This is a genomic window from Acidisoma sp. S159 (assembly GCF_009766125.1).
Taxonomy (GTDB): domain Bacteria; phylum Pseudomonadota; class Alphaproteobacteria; order Acetobacterales; family Acetobacteraceae; genus Acidisoma.
Window position 1 is genome coordinate 25,074 of sequence record NZ_LMUG01000009.1, and the last position, 18,951, is coordinate 44,024.

The window sequence follows — 18,951 nt, forward strand, 5'->3', positions numbered from 1 at the left end:
TCGTCAGCTGACGGAGTAGCCGCCGTCAGTCATGAGTAGATGGCCGTTCACGCCGGTTGCGGCATCGGAAACCAGGAACCCGACCGTGCCGGCAATTTCCTCCTGCCGCAGTAGCCGGCCGATCGGCATGTCCTCGATCCAGATTTTCATGACCTCCGGCTGGGTGCGTCCCACCTCGGCCAATAGTTCCGTATCGACATAGCCCGGCCCAACCGCGTTGACGCGGATGCCGAAGGGCGCCCATTCGATGGCGAGGATGCGCGCCATATGCGCGACGCCAGCTTTGGCGACATCGTAGCCGACATGCAGTTCGGGCCGCACCGCCTTCACGCCGGCGATCGAGGAGATCAGCACCATCGCGCCTGTTTTCTTGGCGATCATCGCCGGAGCAAAGGCGCGCGCCGTATAGAACACCCCGTCGAGATTGACGGCCATGACCCGGCGCCAATCCTCGTCCGTATGATCGACCGCGGATTTTTCATACGCGATGCCCGCATTGGCGACGAGGATATCCACCCGGCCATGCTTGTCGAGCACCTGCTTGGCGGCGGCATCGACGGCTTTGGAATCGGTTACGTCGAACACCAGTGCGCTCGCCGGCGATCCGAGTTCGCGCGCGGTCTCCTCCACGGTCGCGTTGCGGTCCGCCAGCACCACTGTCGCGCCCAAAGCCGCTAGGTGGCGGGAAATCGTCGCGCCGATGCCGCGGGCGGCACCCGTGACCACAGCGACGCGGCCCTGCAGGCCGTAGACGGATAATCCGGACATTGCTTCCTCCTCTAGTCGGCTCGCCCGGCTTACCGCGGGCATTTCAGTCTCTGTGCGTGGCTTACCTGGTGCGGTAGCAGGCTGCCGCCAATACGATCACGAGACCCTTGAGAATGATCTGGAACTGCACGGGCAATCCGACAAGCAGCACGATGTTGGATACCAGCACCAGAACGGCCGCGCCCGCGAGCGCGCCCGGTATCGTGCCACGGCCTCCGGACAGCGCAAAGCCGCCTATGACCGCCGCCACGATGCTGTCGAGTTCGAAGCCGCTACCCACCGAGTTATCGACGATCTCGGCATAGCCGCCCAGAATGAGTCCCGCGATCGCGGCAAGGCAGCCCGACGCGACATAGGCTCCGATGGTGATGACCGCCACCGGATAGCCCAGCAGCCCCGCCGCCACCGGATTGCCGCCGATGATGTAGATCTTGCGGCCGAGAATCGTGCGATGAACCACAATCCCGACCACAGCTGCGATGGGCACGAGAACGAATAGGCTGAGCGGCACCTGATGCCAGCTCTGGGTGCCCAGTGCCCGGAAGAAGGGCGGCATCGCCCCGGTCGGCGCGCCATGTGTCCAGGCGAAGCGCAGCCCCTGAAGGACGATCATGCTCGCAAGCGTCGCGAGGAAGGGCGAGACTTGGCGTTTGGTCACCAAAAGACCGTTCACTAGGCCCGTGGCGGCGCCGATCAGCACGGCGACAACGATGATCGGCAGAACCGCGTGATTGTCCCCCGAGAAGCTGGTCCCGACCACGGCGGCGGTCGCCATGACGGAGGCGACCGACAGATCCAGCCCCCGCGCCATGATGACCAGGCATTGTCCGAGAGCCACCAAGGCGAGCGGCACAAGCTGTATGACGAGGTTAGAGAGGTTTCGCGCATGGAGAAAGGACGGCGCGACAATGCCGGAAACGACGATGAATAGCACGAGGAAGACGTAGATGCCCCATCGCGCGGCGAGGGCCCGAAGCTCTCCGCTATGGCGGCGGATGCCGGCGGTTTTGACGCCGGCGGGCAGCGCTTGCTCGCTCATCACGCGACCTTCTTCCGCTCGACATAGGCCGAGACCGCAACCATGATGATCAACCCTTGGGCGATCAGTTGGATCTGCGTCGAAACATGCATGAAGTTCAGCAGATTGTTCAAGACGGACAAAAGATAGGCACCCAGCAACGTGCCGATGACGCCGCCGCGCCCTCCGCTGAGCATTGTCCCACCGACCACCACGGGCGTGACGGATTCCAGCGTGTAGTAGGTGCCCGCGTAAGGCTGTCCGGTGCCGAAGCGCGAGACGAGATAAATCGCCGTGAGCGCACAGAAAAATCCGCAGAGCGCGTAGACGAGAACGGTGACTCGCCGAACCGGCAAACCAAGCAGCACCGCAGCCGCGGGCTCGTCGCCGGTCGCATAAATCGCGCGCCCCGTCGCCGTTCGCCGCATCAGGAAGGCGACGAGGAGATACAGCAGAACCGTGATCGTCGCGCTTACGGACAGGCCTCCGACCCGCGAATAAGCCAGCGCGTCGAACCCGTCAGGCGTGCTTCCTGCCGGGCCCAGGGCGTAGAGCAACGCGACACCCTGCAACACCGCACCCATCCCGAGCGTTACGATCAGCGGATGGATACGAAGGAAAACCACGCCCAGCCCGTTGACGACACCGATCAGCACGCCGAGCGCGATGACCCCCGCGCAGACCGGCAGAACCAGCGAGCCATCGCCATTGATCAAGCCGGAGGTCAACACGGAAAGCAGGCTGATTTGCGAGCCGACCGAAAGGTCGATGCCTCCCGTCAGGATCGTCAGCGTCTGACCGAGCGAGACCAAGGCAAGATCGGTCGACTGCTCATAGATGTTGAGGAAATTTGTGCTGCGGGCAAAGCGGTCGGTCAACACCGAGCCGATAACAATGAGCACGGCGATGAAAAGCACGACCAGTCCCAGCCGGATAACATGGGGCGATGGCCGGAAGGTCGGACTCTTCGCCGGTGATGAGATGCTCAAACCATTCTCCTCAGGCCGCCTGAGCGTGATGGGTCGCGAGTTCCATCACCGCCTCTTCGGTAATCGCGTCGCCCTCCAGGAACCCGGCGATCACGCCTTCCCGCATCACATAGACGCTGTCGGACATGCCGATGACTTCCGGAAGCTCCGAGCTGATCATGAGGATGGCGATGCCCTGCGCCGCAAGGTCTCGCATGATGCGATAAATTTCGGTGCGCGCCCCAACATCCACGCCGCGCGTCGGCTCATCCAGGATCAGCACGCGGCGGCATGTTCGAGCCCAGCGCGCGATGAGCAGCTTCTGCTGGTTGCCGCCCGACATGGTAGCGACCGGATTGGACGGGCCACGACAAACGACGCGGTAATTCGCAATGCCAGATTCTGCGACCTCTTGCTCCTTTCCGCGATCCAGGAAAGGCCCGCTCTGCACGGTGCCAAGGGAGGCCGCGGTGATATTCGCCGCCACGTCCAGCAGCATGGCGAGACCCTGGCCCTTGCGGTCTTCGGTCACGAAGCCGATCCCGAGCGAGATAGCCATCGCAGGCGTCATATGGCGGATGGTCTTGCCGTCGCAGGTGACCGAACCCGAGTCCATAGGCAGACCGCCAAATATCGCCATCGCGAGTTCCGACCGGCCGGCGCCGACCAGCCCAGCGAGGCCCGTGATGGTCCCGGCACGCAGCGAAAGCCCGGCGCCCCGAACGCGGCGGCCAAGGTCAATGCCCTCAGCTATCAGAACCACCGCCGGCTCCTGTTGCGCGGCTGTCAAAGCGGGCTTCGGCGGGAAGAGGTGGCTAAGATCGCGTCCGACCATCATGGTGATGAGGTCGGCACGGCTGACCTCCGACACTTTCCGGCTACCGACCACCCGGCCATCTTTGATGACGGTTAATTGATCACAGAGCTGAAAGATTTCTTCCAATCGATGCGATATGTAAATGACTGCGACGCCCTCGTCCCGCAGTCGCCTGATGCGCTCGAACAGAAGAACCACCTCCTGCCCAGCGATGACAGCGGTCGGCTCGTCCAGGATGAGAACCTTGGGCCGATGGATCAGCGCCTTGGCGATCTCCACCATCTGCTGGTCGGCGACGGTAAGGCTCTCCACCAATCGCTGCGGATCGAGCGCAACGCCCAGCCGCGCCAATACCTCGCGCGCGGCGGTAACCGCGCCTTTGCGGTCGAGCAGCCCTAGCCGTGTCCGTGGCGCCTGGCCGACGAAAATGTTCTCGGCCACCGTGAGGTGGGGGAAAAGCACGAATTCCTGGTAGATCACATGGATCCCGGCGGCCTTCGCCTCCGCCGGTCCATGCCACTTCACGACGCGGCCATCGAGCCGCAACTCGCCTTCATCCGGGGGCTGGACCCCCGCGATGACCTTCGTCAAAGTCGACTTTCCCGCTCCGTTCTCTCCGACAAGCGCATGAATTTCCCCGGCCGCGACATCCAGGCTGATGTCGGAAAGCGCCTGAACGCCGGGGAAATACTTGCTGATGCCGGAGACGGAGAGCACGGGGGTGCGCCTCGTGTTCAGTGTGGATATTGAATATGCGCTGTGGCGGGGTTGTAGGTCGGCCCTAGATCGTTGGTGATCAGCAGATCCGGCGGTCCATTCGGCACAACCATGTCTTTGATCGCGCGGTCGGGATGGGGGATCGAGGGTGTCTCATCACCATCCGTCAAACCGATCTGGGAATTCACCGTCACGACGCAGGGAACTGTCGCCCCCGACAGAACCTTGATTGCCACGTCGATCGCAAGCCGGCCCTGAGCTGGCGGGTCACCAATCTCCAGCATGGGCACGTGATACTTCAGCGCATCCTGTAGCGCGCCATTGATATCGGCAGTCGTGTGCATCGGGATCTCGCCCGGCTTGAATCCGGCTTCGAGAAAGGCCTCTATCGAGCCCGGAACCTGCAAGCCATGCGCCGACCAGACGGCGTCGATCTTATGGCCATATTTCGCGATGACCGCCTGCATGACCTGCTTGGCCTTCACCGGGCTCCAATCCGAATAGACGGTATCGAGAATATGGATGTCGGGATACTGCGCGAAGATCTCCTTCGCGGGGCCCATGCGGTTCTCGTTCGGGCTCGATCCGGCCTGGCCGCCGAGCAGGACAATATTGCCCTTGCCGTGCAGCTTCTCGACGATCCACTGCGCCCAAAGACGGCCCATCATCGGATCAGAGGCATTCACATAGGTCACGAAATGATCGGAGGAGATGCGCCGGTCGAGCATGACGACCGGGATGCCTTGCTTCATGGCGCGTGTCACGACGGGATCCAGCGCCTTCTCGGTATTCGCGCTGACGATCAGCAGATCGACCCCTTGCGAGACGAGATCCTGCACATCCGAGACCTGTTTGGAGTCGTCATGCCCGGCATCGGTAATGATGAGCTTCTTGACCACGTCCTTGTGATCTTCCGCGCCCTGCTTGATCTCGTCGAGCATGACGACGCGCCAGCTATCACCGAGACCGGCATTCGAGAAGCCGATCGTGTAGGGCGGCGGCTTCTTGTATTGCGCGGTATTGCGCAGGCAGGTGGTCAATGCCGGATTGAAGAGCATGGTGCGCGGCGCGCCCTGATAGCCGTCCGCCAGCGCGGGCGCGGTGATCGCCCCCACAGCCAGCATCCCGAGGAAAATAGTTTTCAAACTGTCCCGCATCGTATCCCCCTACCGGTCCCTATGGGAAACCAGCTGTTCTTTGCGCTGAGCTTATGAACAGCTTCGGCCTCTGAGAATTGCGATTTTGTCCAAAGCGGATAAATTGACGCTCGTCAGGATAGTTCCGGCGGTAGAGTTTGCGATGCCGCAAGAGCCGTCGCGATGCCGTTGTGCAGTTGCGAAGACATGGGAGAAATGCCGATGTTAAGCCCCTTCGTATATGAAGCGCTACCGATGCGCGTGCTCTTCGGCAATGGCACAGTCGCGAAGCTCGCTTTCGAGGCTGAGAGGCTCGGGATGAAGCGCGTTCTCGTGCTCTCCACGCCTGAACAGGCCGCGCAGGCCCAGGACATTGCCACGACTTTGGGACCGCTAAGCGCCGGGGTCTTCTCGCAGGCCACCATGCACACGCCGAGCCATATCACGGAACTCGCGCTCGAAGTCGTCCGGCGCGAGGCCGTGGATGGCGTGGTTTCCGTGGGCGGCGGGTCTACGACAGGGCTGGGCAAAGCCATCGCGCTCCGCACGGATCTGCCGCAGATCGTCATCCCGACTACCTATGCCGGCTCCGAGATGACGCCAATTCTGGGCGAGACGAATAACGGCGAGAAGGTCACGCAGCGCACCCTCAAGGTTCTGCCAGAGACGACGATCTACGACGTCTCGCTTACGCTGAGCTTGCCCGTTGGTTTGACCGCGACCAGCGGCATGAATGCCATCGCCCATGCCGTCGAGGCGCTCTATGCCGAGGAAGGCAATCCGATCATCTCCCTGATGGCCGAGGACGCCATCGCCGCATTGGCGGCGGCATTGCCGGTCATCATCGAAAAGCCGCGCGATCTCGAGGCGCGTACCCGCGCGCAATATGGTGCATGGCTCTGCGGTGTTGCGCTGGGAAGCGTCGGCATGGCGCTGCATCACAAGCTTTGCCACGTGCTGGGCGGCAGTTTTGGCTTGCCCCATGCGGAAACCCATACTGTGGTTCTGCCTCACGCGGTCGCCTATAACGCCGCAGCGGCGCCGGAGGCAATGCGCCGCATCGCCCGTGCGCTGGGCGCATCTGATGCCGCTGGCGGTCTGCATGACATTGCCCGCAAACTGAACGCGCCGACAGCACTTGCCGCGCTCGGGATGAAGGAATCCGATCTTGACCGTGCTGCCGATCTGGCGACCGCGAAACCATATCCGAATCCCCGCCCATTGGAGCGCACCGCCATCCGCGCTTTGCTGGAAGACGCTTTTCGCGGCGCTCGTCCGAAATCTTCCAATTCCGTCATCCACGGAGCCGCCGCATGAGCGTGGTCGATCGCGACTTCAACGAAGAGACCGCAACGGAGATCGTGCTCGGCCGCAACGCCGCCTGCACCAGTCCCCGCCTCAAGCAGATCATGGAGGTCTTGGTGCCTCATCTGCATGCGGTGGTGCGAGAGCTTGAACTGACCTCGGCGGAATGGATGGCGGCGATTGAGTTTCTGACTGCGACCGGTCAGATCAGCAGCGATCGGCGGCAGGAGTTTATTCTACTCTCCGACACGCTCGGCGTTTCCATGCTGGTCGATGCGATCAACAACCGCAAAACGCAGGACGTCACGCCTTCCACCGTGCTTGGTCCTTTCCATGTTGATGGCGCGCCGCGCATGGCGATGGGAGAAAACATTTCCAAGGACGGTCGCGGCGAGCCCCTTTTCGTGTCGGGCCGCGTGCTGGATGAAAACGGCGAGCCCCTCCAAGGCGCGGTCCTGGATGTCTGGCAAACCTCGGAAGATGGTTTCTACGACACGCAAGATCCGCGCCAGCCCGACATGAATCTCCGAGGCGTCTTCCGCACGGGCAGCGACGGCCGCTTCTGGTTTCGCACCATCGTGCCCGCTTCTTACCCGATCCCAAATGACGGGCCGGTCGGACGAATGCTGAAGGCTCTGGCGCGCCATCCCATGCGCCCGGCCCATATTCATTTCATCGTCACCGCCGCCGGTTTCGACTCTCTTGCGACCCATGTTTTTCTCGCCGATGATCCCTATTTGCAGAGCGACGCGGTGTTTGGCGTGAAAGATGCACTTATTCGAGAGGTCGAGATTTCCCAAGATTCCGACCGTGCCGCCGCCTTTGGGACGCAGGCGCCGTTCAAGTCGCTCGACATTGATATCCGGCTGCAGCACGAGGAGGTTGGCCACATACGCGGGTCGCGCGCCGGCTTCGCAGAGGGAAAGACTTCATGATGGACGTGGCGACGGGCACCCCCCGTCTAGGCTGGATCGGCCTTGGCAAGATGGGTGCGCCGATGTGCTTGCACCTGCTCAAGGCAGGCCATTCCGTCGATGTCTTTGACACGCTGACCAGCGCGATGACCGCGGTTGAGGCAGAGGGCGCCACTGTTGCCGCCTCTGCTCGCGCGGTTGCTGAAAGTGCCGCGATCATTTTCGTGTCGCTACCGAACGACGGCGCGCTGCGTAGCCTGATTCTGGGTGAGCACGGCATCGTTTCCGCCCTCAAGCCTGGGAAAATTATCATCGAGACAAGCACGGTTTCGCCCACCGTTTCTCAGCAGGTCGCTGAGGCCTTGACCGCAGGGGGCGTAGATTATCTGCGCGCCCCTATCTCCGGCAGCACGGCCACAGCGGCTTCCGCGAAACTCACCGTGCTCGCGTCAGGGCCTGAAGCCGCGTATCGGTGCGTCGAACCTCTCCTGGGTGCTTTTGCTATTCGCTGCTTCTACCTCGGCTCTGCCGAGGAAGCCCGTTACATGAAACTTGCAATCAATATGCTGGTGGGATCCACCTCGGCCGTGCTTGCAGAGGCGCTGACCTTCGGTCGCAAAGGCAATCTCGATGTCGCGCAGATGCTGGAGGTGATCGGCGAGAGCGCCGTTGCGTCTCCGCTGATAGCCTATAAGCGAGACATGCTGTCGCGACGCGACTTCAGTCCCGCCTTCTCGGTCACTCAGATGATCAAGGACTTCGACCTGGTGCTAGACGCGGCAAGATCGGAACACGTGCCGGTCTATCTCATCGCGCTGATCCGCCAACAATATGAAGCGGCCTATGCGCAGGGACGCGGCGACGAGGACTTCTTCGTGCTCATGGAACAATACGAAGCGCTGGCAGGTTTTGCCGCGACCGCGCCTACGGCGGCTCCCGTCTGACCGGCGATGGGGAAAGCCTGCACTAACGCGCTGGAGACCCTGCGGATCCTCGAGTTCCTTGAGCATCTTCGCGCACCCTGGGCAGCCCTTTTCCCTTACGGCGACCCCGAACTTGTGTGGCGCATCGTCAACCACCTCATCCGCAGCAATCTAAAAAGCGAAGTGGTGACCATCTCGGCGCTCGCCCAGGCGGGTTACGCGCCCTACACGACCGCCCAACGCAAGGTCGAGGAGTTGATCGCCACCGGTCTGATCGAGAGGGTCCCGCGCGGCAAAACCGGAAAATCCTTCGCGCTGCAGCCAAGTTCGGTGCTCTACGAATCCTTCGAGACTTACATGCGGCAGGTCAAGGGCTTGTTGGCGCAGACCTTCGGGAACCGGCAAAAAACGGAAGAGGCAGACAATTATTATTTCGGCGGCATGCCGTCGGGCGAAGTCATGGGACCGCCGCCACGCCTGCTGCAGCAACCAAGCCGGCGGCCCGATCTGCGCTTCCTTATGGGTGAGGACAACTACTTCATCGCGTTGCAAAACATGTGGGCGGATCTGCGCACCAGCTTCGGCGCGCGGCGGGACTTCGATCTCGCGGGCCTGCCCCAACTCTACCGCCTCGCGACCGCTAATGCTTCGCGCCCAGTTTCAGAATATGACGTGATCGCGGTCAATTTTCCTTGGGTTGGCGAATTCGCAAGCCGAGGCCTGATCCGGCCCATCAGCAGCGAACTCGCCATAGCGGGCATCAAGCCCGACGACTTCCACAATCGCTTCTGGCCGAGCGGGCAATGGCGAGGACAGCAGTTCGGCGTGCCGATCTACTGCACAATCGAAACCCTCGCTATTCGGCGCGACCTGTTCCACGACGCCGGCCTCACGCAGCCGCGCACTTTCGACCAGGTAATCACGGCGGGCCGCGCGCTGCATGCACCAGCGCATGGCCGCTACGGCATCGTATGGAATGCCGCACGGGGCATGCCGATCGCCTCGAGTTTTCTGTTTTTACTCGGATGCTGCGGTGCTTTCATCGTGAGTCGCGGCGATGATGGGCCGGATGCCCGGCCGCATTTGCCTCTAGAGGCCAGCCTGCGTGTGCTCAACTATATGCATCGCCTGACCGAAATCTCGCCCCCTGGCGTCGCCGAACTGGACTGGGAATCGAGCCTCGACATCTTCCTCAATGGTCACGCCGCCATGACCTATTGCTGGAGCATGCGGGCCACGCGTTTCGAATACGACACTCGGTCGCGTGTGCGTCGGCAGGTGGATTACTTGCCACATCCCGCCGGACCCGAGGGTGCCAGCACTGCGCCTGTCGGAGGCTTCGTCCTCGCGGTTCCCGCCAATCTTCCCGAAAGTCGCGTGCAACGGGCGGTGGACGCCATCGCCTGGATGCATTCGCCGGATATGGTTCGCAGCCATGTCAAAAGCGGCTTTCCTGTGCTACCGCGCTTCAGCCTCGCCTCCGACCCTGAGATGCAGCAGAGCTCGTCGATCGTGCATTTCGTCGAACGTGTCGCGCAGCGCAATTTACTCGATAGTTGGCAGCGGCCGCCCATTCCGGAATATCCGGCGATCGAACGGATCCTCGGCGAAGAGATCCACGACGCGCTGACGGGCCGCAAAACCGATGTCGCCGCCTTGAGCGCTGCGCAATCGGCGATCGACGCGCTCTACAAGGTATCGCGCCCCGCGCGCAGTTCTCGTGGTCGCAAGAAAGACGATGCCGAGGCTCCAGCGGCAGTGGCGCGGAATGACCAGACGGCATTTCGCGTCGGCGCCTGACAGGATCGGCTTGGCGTAGCGAACGGATGGAATGAGGGAGCAAGAAACAATGGCAATCGTCAAGGTTGCGCTTATCGGTCTCGGCTGGTGGGGCCGCAAGATGGTCGATACGCTGGGAACGAAGAGCGACGTTATCCGCATAACCCGCGCCGTGGATCCGGCGATCGAATCCGCTCGCGATTTCGCGTCGGCTCGCGGGCTTCCGGTTGGCAATGATTTTGCCGATGCGCTCGCCGATCCCGAGATCGATGCGGTCATCCTAGCGACACCGCACTCGCTGCACGAAGCCCAAATCGCCCAGGCGGTGGCGGCGGGCAAGCACGTCTTCTGCGAAAAGCCACTGGCCCTCACCGGCGCCGGTGCGGCGCGCGCGGTGAAACTATGCCGAGACGCCAGGCTCGTCCTCGGCATGGGTCATGAGCGCCGTTTCGAGCCGCCGATGGCGGAACTGCTGCGGGACGCGGCGGCCGGGCGGCTCGGACGCCTGCTGCAGATTGAGGCGAATTTCAGCCACGACAAATTCCTCACGCTCGATCCGACAAATTGGCGCCTAAAACCCGACCAGGCGCCGGCGGGGGGCATGACCGCAACCGGCATTCACCTTACCGATCTTGCCATCCACCTGATGGGAGCAGCGTCGGAGGTGACGGTAACCTGCGAGCAGTTGGCCTCGAAACTTCCGTCCGGCGATACGATGAGCGCCTATATCCGCTTCATCGGCGGCGGCACCGCCTATGTTTCGGCGAGCCTCGCCACACCCTTTGTCTCTCGCTTCGCTGTTTTCGGCACGAAAGGCTGGGTCGAAATCCGTGACCGTGCCCATGTCGAGGCGCCTGCTGGCTGGGTTGTGATCAAGGGTTCCTCCACCGGGCCGATCGCAACATCGGAAGTTGGGCCTTCGGAAGCAGTGTTCGCCAATCTCGAAGCCTTCGGGCGGGCTGTGGCCGGTGCCGCGCCCTATCCCATCACCGGTGAGGAGATGATCGCGAATATCACATTGCTGGAGACGATCGTGCGCGCTTCGGGCTCCGGCAAGGTCGAGCCGGTCGACAAGGTCGATCTAACACTGCAACGCGCTTTGGCGGAGGCCGTATGATGCGAGCCCTGACATTCAACGCACCCGAACAGGCGGAATTGCGGACCGTCGAAATGCCACGGATCACGCCGGATGAGATCCTCGTCCGCATGAAAGCCGTCGGCATCTGCCACTCGGACTACGAGTTGCTCGGTGGCCGCTACATCATCCCGATCTCCTATCCGGTAACGCCGGGTCACGAATGGAGCGGCGAGATCGTGGAACTAGGGCGCAACGTTCAGGGTTTCTCGGTCGGCGACCGGGTCGTTGGGGAATGCGTGGTGCGTTTGCCAGACCGCATCCACCATTTCGGGTTCTCGCTGGATGGCGCGGATCGTGAGTTCTTCACCGTGCGGCCGGAATGGCTGCACAAATTGCCCGACGGCATCGACGATCTGGCGGCTTCCTTCATTGAGCCATTCACCTGCGGCTTCTACGGTGTGCAGAGGCTGGGCGGCACCGATGCGAGCGAGACGGTCGTCGTTTCCGGCGGCGGCACGATCGGCCTTGTCTCGGCGGCAGCGGCCATCGGCATGGGCGCGCGGGTGATTGTCATCGACCCGATTGCACACCGGCGAGAAGCCGCGCTCAAGCTTGGCGCGGATGCGGTGATCGATCCTCTGGCCGAAAACCCCGTCGATCGCGTCATGGAAATGACGCGTGGTGGCGCGGATCTCGTGATCGAGGCTGCGGGACATGATCGGTCGCTGGGCAAGGTCTTTGATCTGGTGCGTGAAGAAGGCCGCGTCGCGATGATCGGCATCAATATCGGGCGCGAGGTATCCTCGCATCTCGGCAATATCCAGATGCGCAATCTCACCGTAAAGGGCTGCATCGGTTCGCCCGGCGTTTGGCCTGCCGCGATACGCTTCCTGGAGCGCACCGGCCTAGATTTGTCGCCGATCCGCACCCATAGCTTCCCGTTGGAGGAGGCAGTTTCGGCCTTCGAACTCGGGAAGCAGGCGGATAAATGCATCAAGGTTACGTTGTTGAATAGCTAGAATCCTGGAAGCACGGTGAGATCGTCATGGAAAGACTGAATGACCGCGTCGTTATCGTAACGGGTGGCGCGCAGGGGCTCGGCGAAGGTATCGTGCGACGTCTTTTGCGGGATGGCGCGCGGGTGGTGATCGCCGATCGCAATGGCGAAAAGGCGCGGAGCCTCGCCGCTGAACTGAGCGCCGACGGAACGAGAGCGCTCGGCGTTGCTGTCGATGTTGCCGAACGCAATCAGGTGCAAGCGATGATCGCACAAACGTCGGAGGCCTTCGGCGGCATCGACGTTCTCTTCAACAATGCCGGCTTCAACAAGCCACTGCCCTTCTTCGATGCGGATGAGGACAACTTCAACTCAATCATGCGGGTCAACGCGCTGGCGGTGCTGATCGGCATGCAGGAAGTCGGAAAATACATGATCAAGCAGGGCAGGGGCGGCAAGATAATCAATACCGCCTCGATCGCCGGGCGGCAGGGTTATCCCGAATTCGCGCCCTATTGCGCCAGCAAGGCGGCCGTCATCTCGCTCACTCAAGCCGGTGCTCGCGCCATGGCGCCGGACCATATCACGGTCAATGGCATTGCGCCCGGTGTTGTCGTGACCCCGCTTTGGGACGGGTTGGAGCAGGATATGATCGACAAAGGCGTCATCAAGGAGAGGGGGGAATTCATCAACTCGTTCTCTGCCGGAATCCTGATCGGTCGGCCGGCAAAGCCGCAGGATCTCGATGGTGTCGCCGCTTTTCTCGCCTCGTCGGATTCCGATTACATGACAGGCCAGATCATCATGTGTGACGGCGGCATGGTTCTCGTTTAGAGACGCGCGGGTCCGGGCGCAACGTTGCTCCCGGACCCGGCCCCAAATTACGGAATGATCTTGCTCTGACGCAGCCGAGCAAAAAGATCGAGGAGAGACTTGCGGCTATCCTGATAGGCGAGGAAACCGGCATTCCGGCTCTTCGACATATCAGTGACGCATTCGAGCTGACGGCCGAGATCCGCATCCGTGTGCCACGGTGAAACCAGGCGATCGAGCTTCGTCTCCCGCAAGCCATACTTTGCGGCGATATCCGCCCAGGCCGCTGTGTCGTCCTTCATCTGCTCTTCGAGCAGTGTGGGATGGCCAGGATAGGGCGCCGCCTCGATCCCGAACTGTGCGGCGATCTGGGACCACATCCAGCGCCAGCGGAAAACATCGCCATTAACGATGTTGAAGGCTTCGTTTCGTGCCGCCGGCGTGGTCGCGGCCCATTCCAGCTGTTCCGCGAGAATTCGCGAATCCGTGATGTCGACTAGGTTATTCCACTGTTCCGGGGAGCCGGGGAACAGGAACGGGCGCCCGAGCTCACGGCAAATCGTCGCGTAGACAGCGAGCGTCACGCCCATGTTCATCGCATTGCCGATGGCATAGCCGATGACGGTATGTGGCCGATGGATGCTCCAGCCAAAGCCTTGCTTTTCGGCAGCGGCGTAAACCTCGTCCTCCTGCGTATAGTAGAAGTTGTCGCCCGGCAGCCGCGGTTGCTCCTCACGGAAAGGCGTGCTGGGAAGATTGCCTTTGCCATAGGACTCGAATGGCCCGAGGTAGTGCTTCAACCCCGTCACAAGTGCGACGTGCTCGAGCGGCGCGGTCCGCAGCGCGTTCAACAGGTTGTGCACTAGCCGCCCATTGATCTCGCAGTTTTCGATTTCCGTGGGCTGGCGCATCCAGGTTGTGATGAACACATGGCTCGGCCGAATGTCTTGCAGGGCGTGACCGAGGGCAGCGGTGTCGAGAAGGTCTGCGGCGACGGGGTGCACGCCTTCGAGATCCGTGAGCGGCCTGCGCGCGAGCCCGTGGACCTGCCAGCCGTTCCCGGCAAGCCGCCCGGCAAGCGTATTGCCGATGATGCCGCTCGCGCCGACCACCAGCGCTGATCGAGTTGTCATGGAAAACCTCCGGAAATTCTAGCAAGTGCCAATCAGGCTCGGAGAGTGATACCGCTAAGTGCCGTGAATGGGCTAGACGACATCCATCTGCCAGCCATGTCTCGCTTTGCCGAGGAGGAAAGCCCATGAAAAACGACCAAGCCGCATCAGCATCTCTTTCGCAAGCCGTCGGCCGGTCCGAGGAGCGGCATGATGTGGTCGGCCCCGTCACCTTGCGCGGCTTCGCGGCCCTCCTCGATCTCTCTCCGGACGAAGCGCGTCTGGATGAGGGTTTGCCGCCGCTGTGGCACTGGGGCCTGTTCCAGGACTGGGTGCGGCCAGCTTCGATCGGAGATGACGGTCATCCGCGGCGAGGCGGCTTTCTGCCCGCGATAGAGGGGCTAGACAGCCGGATGTTTGCCGGCGGGCGGCTGCAGTTTCTCCGGCGGCTTAGGCCGGGTGAGGCAGTCACCCGCCGCTCCATTATCCGCGAGGTGAAAGAGACGGAGGGCGGGGCAGGGCGCTTGGTTGTGATAACCGTCGAGCACCGCATCGGCGGCGACGCGGGCGATGCCACGATCGAGGAGCAGGACCTCGTCTTTCGCGCTGCGGTTCCTCTTCCAGCGCGCGCGGACGCTTCCGCGCCGCCAGCTCCTACCGACGCCTGGCGTCGCGAAGTGAGGCCTGATTCCGTTACCCTGTTTCGCATGTCGGCATTGACCGGCAATGGCCATCGGATTCATTACGACCACCCCTATGCGACCGGCGTAGAGGGCTATCCGGCCCTCGTCGTTCACGGACCAATGCAGGCGATCTGGATGGCGGATCTTCTGCGGCGTCATACGCCCGAGGGTCAGCGCCTTGGCCGGTTCTCCTTCCGTGGACGCCGGCCTGCATTTGCCGACAAGCGGTTGACGCTAGAGGGATGGCCTCTGAAAGGCGGCTTCCAACTGCGAACGTTGAACGAAGACGGCGTCGTCTGCATGACGGCGGAGGCCGAGTTGGTTTCCGAGTGAACCGCCGCGCACGACTATAAAACGACTCCACCATGCCGCATCATAGAAGCGCCGTGGTTGAGCCGATGAATTCCCAGAACCGCTTCGGCCAAACGCTCCGATGCTTCCACGCCGAGCACATTATCGACGAGACCGGAGAATTTTCCACGTAACTCGATTTCGGTCAGGAAGTTCGTGGGTTCTCCTTTCGGCACGATCACGCTGCGAACGAAAACCTGGTCTCCGGACTTCACGGTCAGTTTTCCCGACATATTGACGGGAAACTCGGCTTCCATGTCCGGATCATTCTCGCAACTCACCCGCTGCATCAGAGTGCGGACGGAGGGATCGCCTAGCTGCCGATAGCTATCCCACTCCATCTTCCCGTTCAGCAACGCCACCGCGACAACGAAGGGGCCGCTGAATTGGGCATCGACGATATTCGCGGGGTTCAGCTTTTTCTGTACTGGCTCACCGATGAGCAGAATTCCGGCACGGGAGATGCCGAGGGTGACCGCATCAATGGTCTCGGCGGTTAATCCAAGTTCCGCGCGAAGGGCGATCGCCGCGTCAATGCCGGCATGACCCCAGCGGCAGGACGGGTAGGGCTTCACCCCCGTCCGCATCAGTTCCCATTCCACGCCGATATTCTGCAGCACGCGCTCCGGCTCGGGTGCTGGGGCGTAGGATCGCAGGAACCCGTGCTTGCCCTCGATCGGTTGCGCCGCTCCCTTAAACCCCTCGCGAGCCAAGGTTGCCGCCGCAAAGCCCGCCATGCTCGCCCAACCGACCTGGAAGCGCTTCGTCCAGGCGCCATTGGCGAGAAATTGCAGGCTCCCCGCACTCTGGCTAAGCACAATGCCAAGTGCATGCTCGGTCGCGGCGGCATCCATCCGAAATGCGCGCGCAGCCGCGGCAGCAGCACCGAAGGCGCCGCACGTCGCCGAGGGGTGAAAGCCGCGATCGTAATGCGCCCCTGCGGGCAGCGCGAGCGCCAGACGCAGCGCCACCTCGTACCCGGCCACAATTGCCGCCAGAAGTTCTGCACCGGAAGCGCCGCTGATTTCCGCCGCTGCCAAGGCCGCCGGAATGACCGTCGCGCCGGGATGGAGAATGGCCGCCGCATGGGTGTCGTCGAAGTCGAGCGAATGGGCGAGCGTTCCGTTCACCAGCACCGCTCCCGCCGGCGCATAGCCTACGGGATCAGCAAAAACCCGCGCCTCACCCAAGCCCAGCCCCATCGCTCGCACGGCAGCCAGGAGGGAAGGCGTGCTCTCGGAATCATGACGCGCGCGAACTGCGTTGCCGACCAGGTCGAGGAGCAGGAAACGGGCACGCTCCGCCAGCTCAGCCGAGAGGTCGCCCGGCTGAAGTCCGGAGGTGAAGGCAGCCAGCTGCTCGGTGATATTCATGCCAGTCGCTCCGCCTCCGCTCATTCCAATAGAACGCAAATCCGCCGTCAATATGAGCGCGGTAGACCGAGCACATGTTCCGAAAGATAGCTCAGTATGAGGTTGGTCGAGATCGGTGCCACCTGATACAGCCGGGTCTCGCGGAACTTGCGCTCGACATCGTATTCCTCGGCGAAGCCGAAGCCGCCATGGGTTTGCACGCAGGCTTCCGCCGCGTCCCAGGAAGCCTCAGCGGCGAGCAGCTTCGCCATATTGGCTTCAGCGGCGCAATTCAGCCCAGCTTCGAACAGCGCCGCCGCCCGCTGCACCATGAGTTCCGCCCCCCGCATCCGGGCATAGGCTTTCGCAATTGGAAACTGCACGCCCTGGTTCTGGCCGATCGGCCGGCCGAAAACGACACGCTCATTGGCGTAGGCGGTGGTCTTCTCGATGAACCACTTGGCGTCGCCGATACACTCCGCGGCGATCAGGATCCGCTCGGCATTCATGCCCGACAGAATGTAGCGAAACCCGCGACCCTCCTCGCCGACCAAAGCGCTGGCCGGGATACGAACATTGTCGAAAAACACTTCCGTCGTCGCGTGGTTCATCATCGTGCGGATCGGCCGGATAGTCAGGCCATTCTCCTTCAAGGCGCGCATGTCGAGCAGGAAAACCGACAACCCGTCGGTCCGCTTCTTAATCACCTCGCGGGGCGTGGTCCGTGCGAGCAGTAGCATGAGATCGGAATGTTCGGCGCGGGAGGTCCAGATCTTCTGGCCGTTGATGACATATTCGTCGCCGTCGCGCTTTGCGGTGGTCTTGAGCGCGGTGGTGTCTGAGCCTGAGGTCGGTTCAGTCACGCCGAAAGCCTGCAAACGCAGCTCGCCGCTGGCGATTTTGGGCAGGTAGAACGCCTTCTGGGTCTCGCTGCCATACCGCAGCAAAGTGCCCATGATATACATCTGCGCGTGACAGGCGGCTCCATTGCATCCCGCGCGTTGCACCTCTTCGAGGATCGCGGCGGCCGCGGACAGCGTCAGCCCTGAGCCGCCATGCTCTTCCGGGATCAGCGCCGCGAGCCATCCGCCTTCAGCGAGAGCACGAACGAATTCCGCCGGATAGGCTGAGTCTCGATCCAAGGCGCGCCAATAGCTGCCGGGGAATTGCGAGCAGAGGCGCGCCACCTCGACGCGGATCTCCGCATGCGGGTCCGAATCGAGCGAGGCGGATGATGGGTTCAAGCGATTTCTCCGTCGACGAGAAGGGCAGGGCGCGCCCCACCTCACTGCCCATCAGTTGGGCCCCGAAGACTATGACGGCTGGCGCCTCGGATCAAAAATCGTTAAGCGGCCCAGGCTGAGGTCGATGCCCGCCCATCGCCGATCGCGGTTGCGCGAAGCGAGGCGAGGCGAGGATCGCCCGAAGGGACAGACCTAAAATGATGAGCGCTAAGTCCTTCCCTCATTAAGTATCCAATGACTGCAACGAAAAAAGCGGCTCTTGTGCCTTTTTAACATGGCTGGCTAGGCGACCCACCTAAGAGGGAAGTCAACGGATGCAATCTCAGCCGAAAACCTCTCTTTGGATGGCAGGTGCCTTCTCGGCCGCGATCTGCCTCGCTGGGGCTATGCTCGTGACCTTTGGCACGGGCCTGGAGGGAATTTCCGCCGCTCTGGCCGCCACGGCACGGCTGGGTTTCATGTTTTTCCTGCCTGCCTACGCCGGCAGCTCCATGGTCGCGCTGTTCGGCCCGGCTTTCCTGCCACTGAAGCGATACGGCCGGGAGCTTGGCCTGGCTTTCATCTCCGTTCTGACGGTGCATCTGAGCCTCGTTACATGGCTCTGCCTGATCGGGGAGGCGCCGGGGCGCTCTACCTTCATTCTATTCGGTATCGGCGTGATCTGCGCCTATGCCATTGCGCTGCTATCGCTCGGCGGGCTCCGGAAGGCCATGGGACCCGGCGTATGGTGGTTGGTGCGCGTGTTGGGGATGAATTACATCCTCTACGCCTTCGCCATCGATTTTCTCAATAGCCCTCTGCATGGCAGCGCATGGCATATCGCCCTCTATCTACCTTTCGCCAGCCTGGCCCTCGTCGCGCCGGTTCTGCGTATCGCTGCCGCGATACGACGCGCCGATCACCTGCTGCGTCACTCGCCTTATCGGCCAAATGACCGGCGCAAGGTCACATCGTAAGTACGTCAAGGTCACATCGT

At 62.2% G+C, this 18,951-nt stretch carries 17 protein-coding genes; 9 read left to right on the top strand and 8 right to left on the bottom strand.

The genetic code is table 11. From position 1 onward, the window contains the following. Positions 1–3: 3 nt before the first annotated feature. The 5 genes from GSQ92_RS05515 to GSQ92_RS05535 all read right to left on the bottom strand — a co-directional run bounded on the left by GSQ92_RS05515 (position 4) and on the right by GSQ92_RS05535 (position 5,445). Positions 4–768, bottom strand: coding sequence for an SDR family NAD(P)-dependent oxidoreductase (locus tag GSQ92_RS05515; protein WP_158805471.1), 765 nt, complete (start codon positions 766–768; stop codon positions 4–6). Positions 769–829: 61 nt separating this feature from the next. Further along, on the bottom strand, positions 830–1,807 hold the full coding sequence (locus GSQ92_RS05520) for an ABC transporter permease (protein ID WP_158805472.1): 978 nt from the start codon (positions 1,805–1,807) through the stop codon (positions 830–832). After that, positions 1,807–2,775 carry an ABC transporter permease gene (locus GSQ92_RS05525; RefSeq protein WP_216850553.1) on the bottom strand — a complete coding sequence of 323 codons (969 nt, stop codon included), beginning with the start codon at positions 2,773–2,775 and terminating at the stop codon, positions 1,807–1,809. Before GSQ92_RS05525 ends, GSQ92_RS05520 begins: the two co-directional genes overlap by 1 nt. Before the next feature lie 10 nt (positions 2,776–2,785). Further along, complete coding sequence (locus GSQ92_RS05530; RefSeq protein ID WP_158805473.1) at positions 2,786–4,288, bottom strand: sugar ABC transporter ATP-binding protein; 1,503 nt, start codon at positions 4,286–4,288, stop codon at positions 2,786–2,788. A 17-nt stretch (positions 4,289–4,305) separates the two neighbouring features. Then, on the bottom strand, positions 4,306–5,445 hold the full coding sequence (locus GSQ92_RS05535; RefSeq protein ID WP_158805474.1) for an ABC transporter substrate-binding protein: 1,140 nt from the start codon (positions 5,443–5,445) through the stop codon (positions 4,306–4,308). 201 nt (positions 5,446–5,646) lie between these two features. On the opposite strand from GSQ92_RS05535, the gene GSQ92_RS05540 reads away from it, so the two are divergent. From GSQ92_RS05540 to GSQ92_RS05570, 7 genes are read left to right on the top strand one after another with little or no spacing between them, the layout of a single operon-like run. Then, the gene (locus GSQ92_RS05540) at positions 5,647–6,741 is read left to right on the top strand and encodes a maleylacetate reductase (RefSeq protein ID WP_158805475.1); all 1,095 of its coding nucleotides are present in this window, start codon (positions 5,647–5,649) and stop codon (positions 6,739–6,741) included. Further along, on the top strand, positions 6,738–7,664 hold the full coding sequence (locus GSQ92_RS05545) for an intradiol ring-cleavage dioxygenase (RefSeq protein WP_158805476.1): 927 nt from the start codon (positions 6,738–6,740) through the stop codon (positions 7,662–7,664). Before GSQ92_RS05540 ends, GSQ92_RS05545 begins: the two co-directional genes overlap by 4 nt. Further along, positions 7,661–8,587, top strand: a complete 927-nt coding sequence (locus GSQ92_RS05550) for an NAD(P)-dependent oxidoreductase (protein ID WP_158805477.1) — start codon at positions 7,661–7,663, stop codon at positions 8,585–8,587. The genes GSQ92_RS05545 and GSQ92_RS05550 overlap by 4 nt, the downstream gene beginning before the upstream one ends. A gap of 6 nt (positions 8,588–8,593) precedes the next feature. Then, complete coding sequence (locus GSQ92_RS05555; protein WP_159013114.1) at positions 8,594–10,366, top strand: extracellular solute-binding protein; 1,773 nt, start codon at positions 8,594–8,596, stop codon at positions 10,364–10,366. Positions 10,367–10,415: 49 nt separating this feature from the next. Beyond that, the gene (locus GSQ92_RS05560) at positions 10,416–11,462 is read left to right on the top strand and encodes a Gfo/Idh/MocA family protein (protein ID WP_158805479.1); all 1,047 of its coding nucleotides are present in this window, start codon (positions 10,416–10,418) and stop codon (positions 11,460–11,462) included. Then, entirely contained in the window at positions 11,462–12,442 is a 981-nt protein-coding gene (locus GSQ92_RS05565) for a zinc-binding dehydrogenase (RefSeq protein WP_158805666.1), read from the top strand. Before GSQ92_RS05560 ends, GSQ92_RS05565 begins: the two co-directional genes overlap by 1 nt. Before the next feature lie 26 nt (positions 12,443–12,468). After that, positions 12,469–13,254, top strand: coding sequence for an SDR family NAD(P)-dependent oxidoreductase (locus GSQ92_RS05570; protein WP_158805480.1), 786 nt, complete (start codon positions 12,469–12,471; stop codon positions 13,252–13,254). Between the two features lie 47 nt (positions 13,255–13,301). Here the strand turns inward: GSQ92_RS05570 and GSQ92_RS05575 are convergent, their stop codons facing one another. Continuing rightward, the gene (locus GSQ92_RS05575; protein WP_158805481.1) at positions 13,302–14,366 is read right to left on the bottom strand and encodes an SDR family oxidoreductase; all 1,065 of its coding nucleotides are present in this window, start codon (positions 14,364–14,366) and stop codon (positions 13,302–13,304) included. Positions 14,367–14,491: 125 nt separating this feature from the next. Between GSQ92_RS05575 and GSQ92_RS05580 the strand changes: the two genes are divergently transcribed. Beyond that, the gene (locus GSQ92_RS05580) at positions 14,492–15,361 is read left to right on the top strand and encodes a MaoC family dehydratase N-terminal domain-containing protein (RefSeq protein WP_158805482.1); all 870 of its coding nucleotides are present in this window, start codon (positions 14,492–14,494) and stop codon (positions 15,359–15,361) included. A gap of 14 nt (positions 15,362–15,375) precedes the next feature. Here the strand turns inward: GSQ92_RS05580 and GSQ92_RS05585 are convergent, their stop codons facing one another. Then, positions 15,376–16,752 carry an MmgE/PrpD family protein gene (locus GSQ92_RS05585; protein ID WP_158805483.1) on the bottom strand — a complete coding sequence of 459 codons (1,377 nt, stop codon included), beginning with the start codon at positions 16,750–16,752 and terminating at the stop codon, positions 15,376–15,378. 47 nt (positions 16,753–16,799) lie between these two features. After that, positions 16,800–17,975, bottom strand: coding sequence for an acyl-CoA dehydrogenase family protein (locus tag GSQ92_RS05590; RefSeq protein ID WP_158805484.1), 1,176 nt, complete (start codon positions 17,973–17,975; stop codon positions 16,800–16,802). Positions 17,976–18,289: 314 nt separating this feature from the next. Between GSQ92_RS05590 and GSQ92_RS05595 the strand changes: the two genes are divergently transcribed. Then, entirely contained in the window at positions 18,290–18,931 is a 642-nt protein-coding gene (locus tag GSQ92_RS05595; protein ID WP_158805485.1) for a hypothetical protein, read from the top strand. The last annotated feature ends 20 nt before the right edge of the window (positions 18,932–18,951 follow it).

Bases quoted from the DNA above. Each gene is read 5' to 3' on its own strand.
- GSQ92_RS05515 (WP_158805471.1), bottom strand. From the start codon at position 768: ATGTCCGGATTATCCGTCTACGGCCTGCAGGGCCGCGTCGCTGTGGTC.
- GSQ92_RS05520 (WP_158805472.1), bottom strand. From the start codon at position 1,807: ATGAGCGAGCAAGCGCTGCCCGCCGGCGTCAAAACCGCCGGCATCCGC.
- GSQ92_RS05535 (WP_158805474.1), bottom strand. From the start codon at position 5,445: ATGCGGGACAGTTTGAAAACTATTTTCCTCGGGATGCTGGCTGTGGGG.
- GSQ92_RS05540 (WP_158805475.1), top strand. From the start codon at position 5,647: ATGTTAAGCCCCTTCGTATATGAAGCGCTACCGATGCGCGTGCTCTTC.
- GSQ92_RS05545 (WP_158805476.1), top strand. From the start codon at position 6,738: ATGAGCGTGGTCGATCGCGACTTCAACGAAGAGACCGCAACGGAGATC.
- GSQ92_RS05550 (WP_158805477.1), top strand. From the start codon at position 7,661: ATGATGGACGTGGCGACGGGCACCCCCCGTCTAGGCTGGATCGGCCTT.
- GSQ92_RS05555 (WP_159013114.1), top strand. From the start codon at position 8,594: ATGGGGAAAGCCTGCACTAACGCGCTGGAGACCCTGCGGATCCTCGAG.
- GSQ92_RS05560 (WP_158805479.1), top strand. From the start codon at position 10,416: ATGGCAATCGTCAAGGTTGCGCTTATCGGTCTCGGCTGGTGGGGCCGC.
- GSQ92_RS05565 (WP_158805666.1), top strand. From the start codon at position 11,462: ATGCGAGCCCTGACATTCAACGCACCCGAACAGGCGGAATTGCGGACC.
- GSQ92_RS05570 (WP_158805480.1), top strand. From the start codon at position 12,469: ATGGAAAGACTGAATGACCGCGTCGTTATCGTAACGGGTGGCGCGCAG.
- GSQ92_RS05575 (WP_158805481.1), bottom strand. From the start codon at position 14,366: ATGACAACTCGATCAGCGCTGGTGGTCGGCGCGAGCGGCATCATCGGC.
- GSQ92_RS05580 (WP_158805482.1), top strand. From the start codon at position 14,492: ATGAAAAACGACCAAGCCGCATCAGCATCTCTTTCGCAAGCCGTCGGC.
- GSQ92_RS05585 (WP_158805483.1), bottom strand. From the start codon at position 16,752: ATGAATATCACCGAGCAGCTGGCTGCCTTCACCTCCGGACTTCAGCCG.
- GSQ92_RS05595 (WP_158805485.1), top strand. From the start codon at position 18,290: ATGCAATCTCAGCCGAAAACCTCTCTTTGGATGGCAGGTGCCTTCTCG.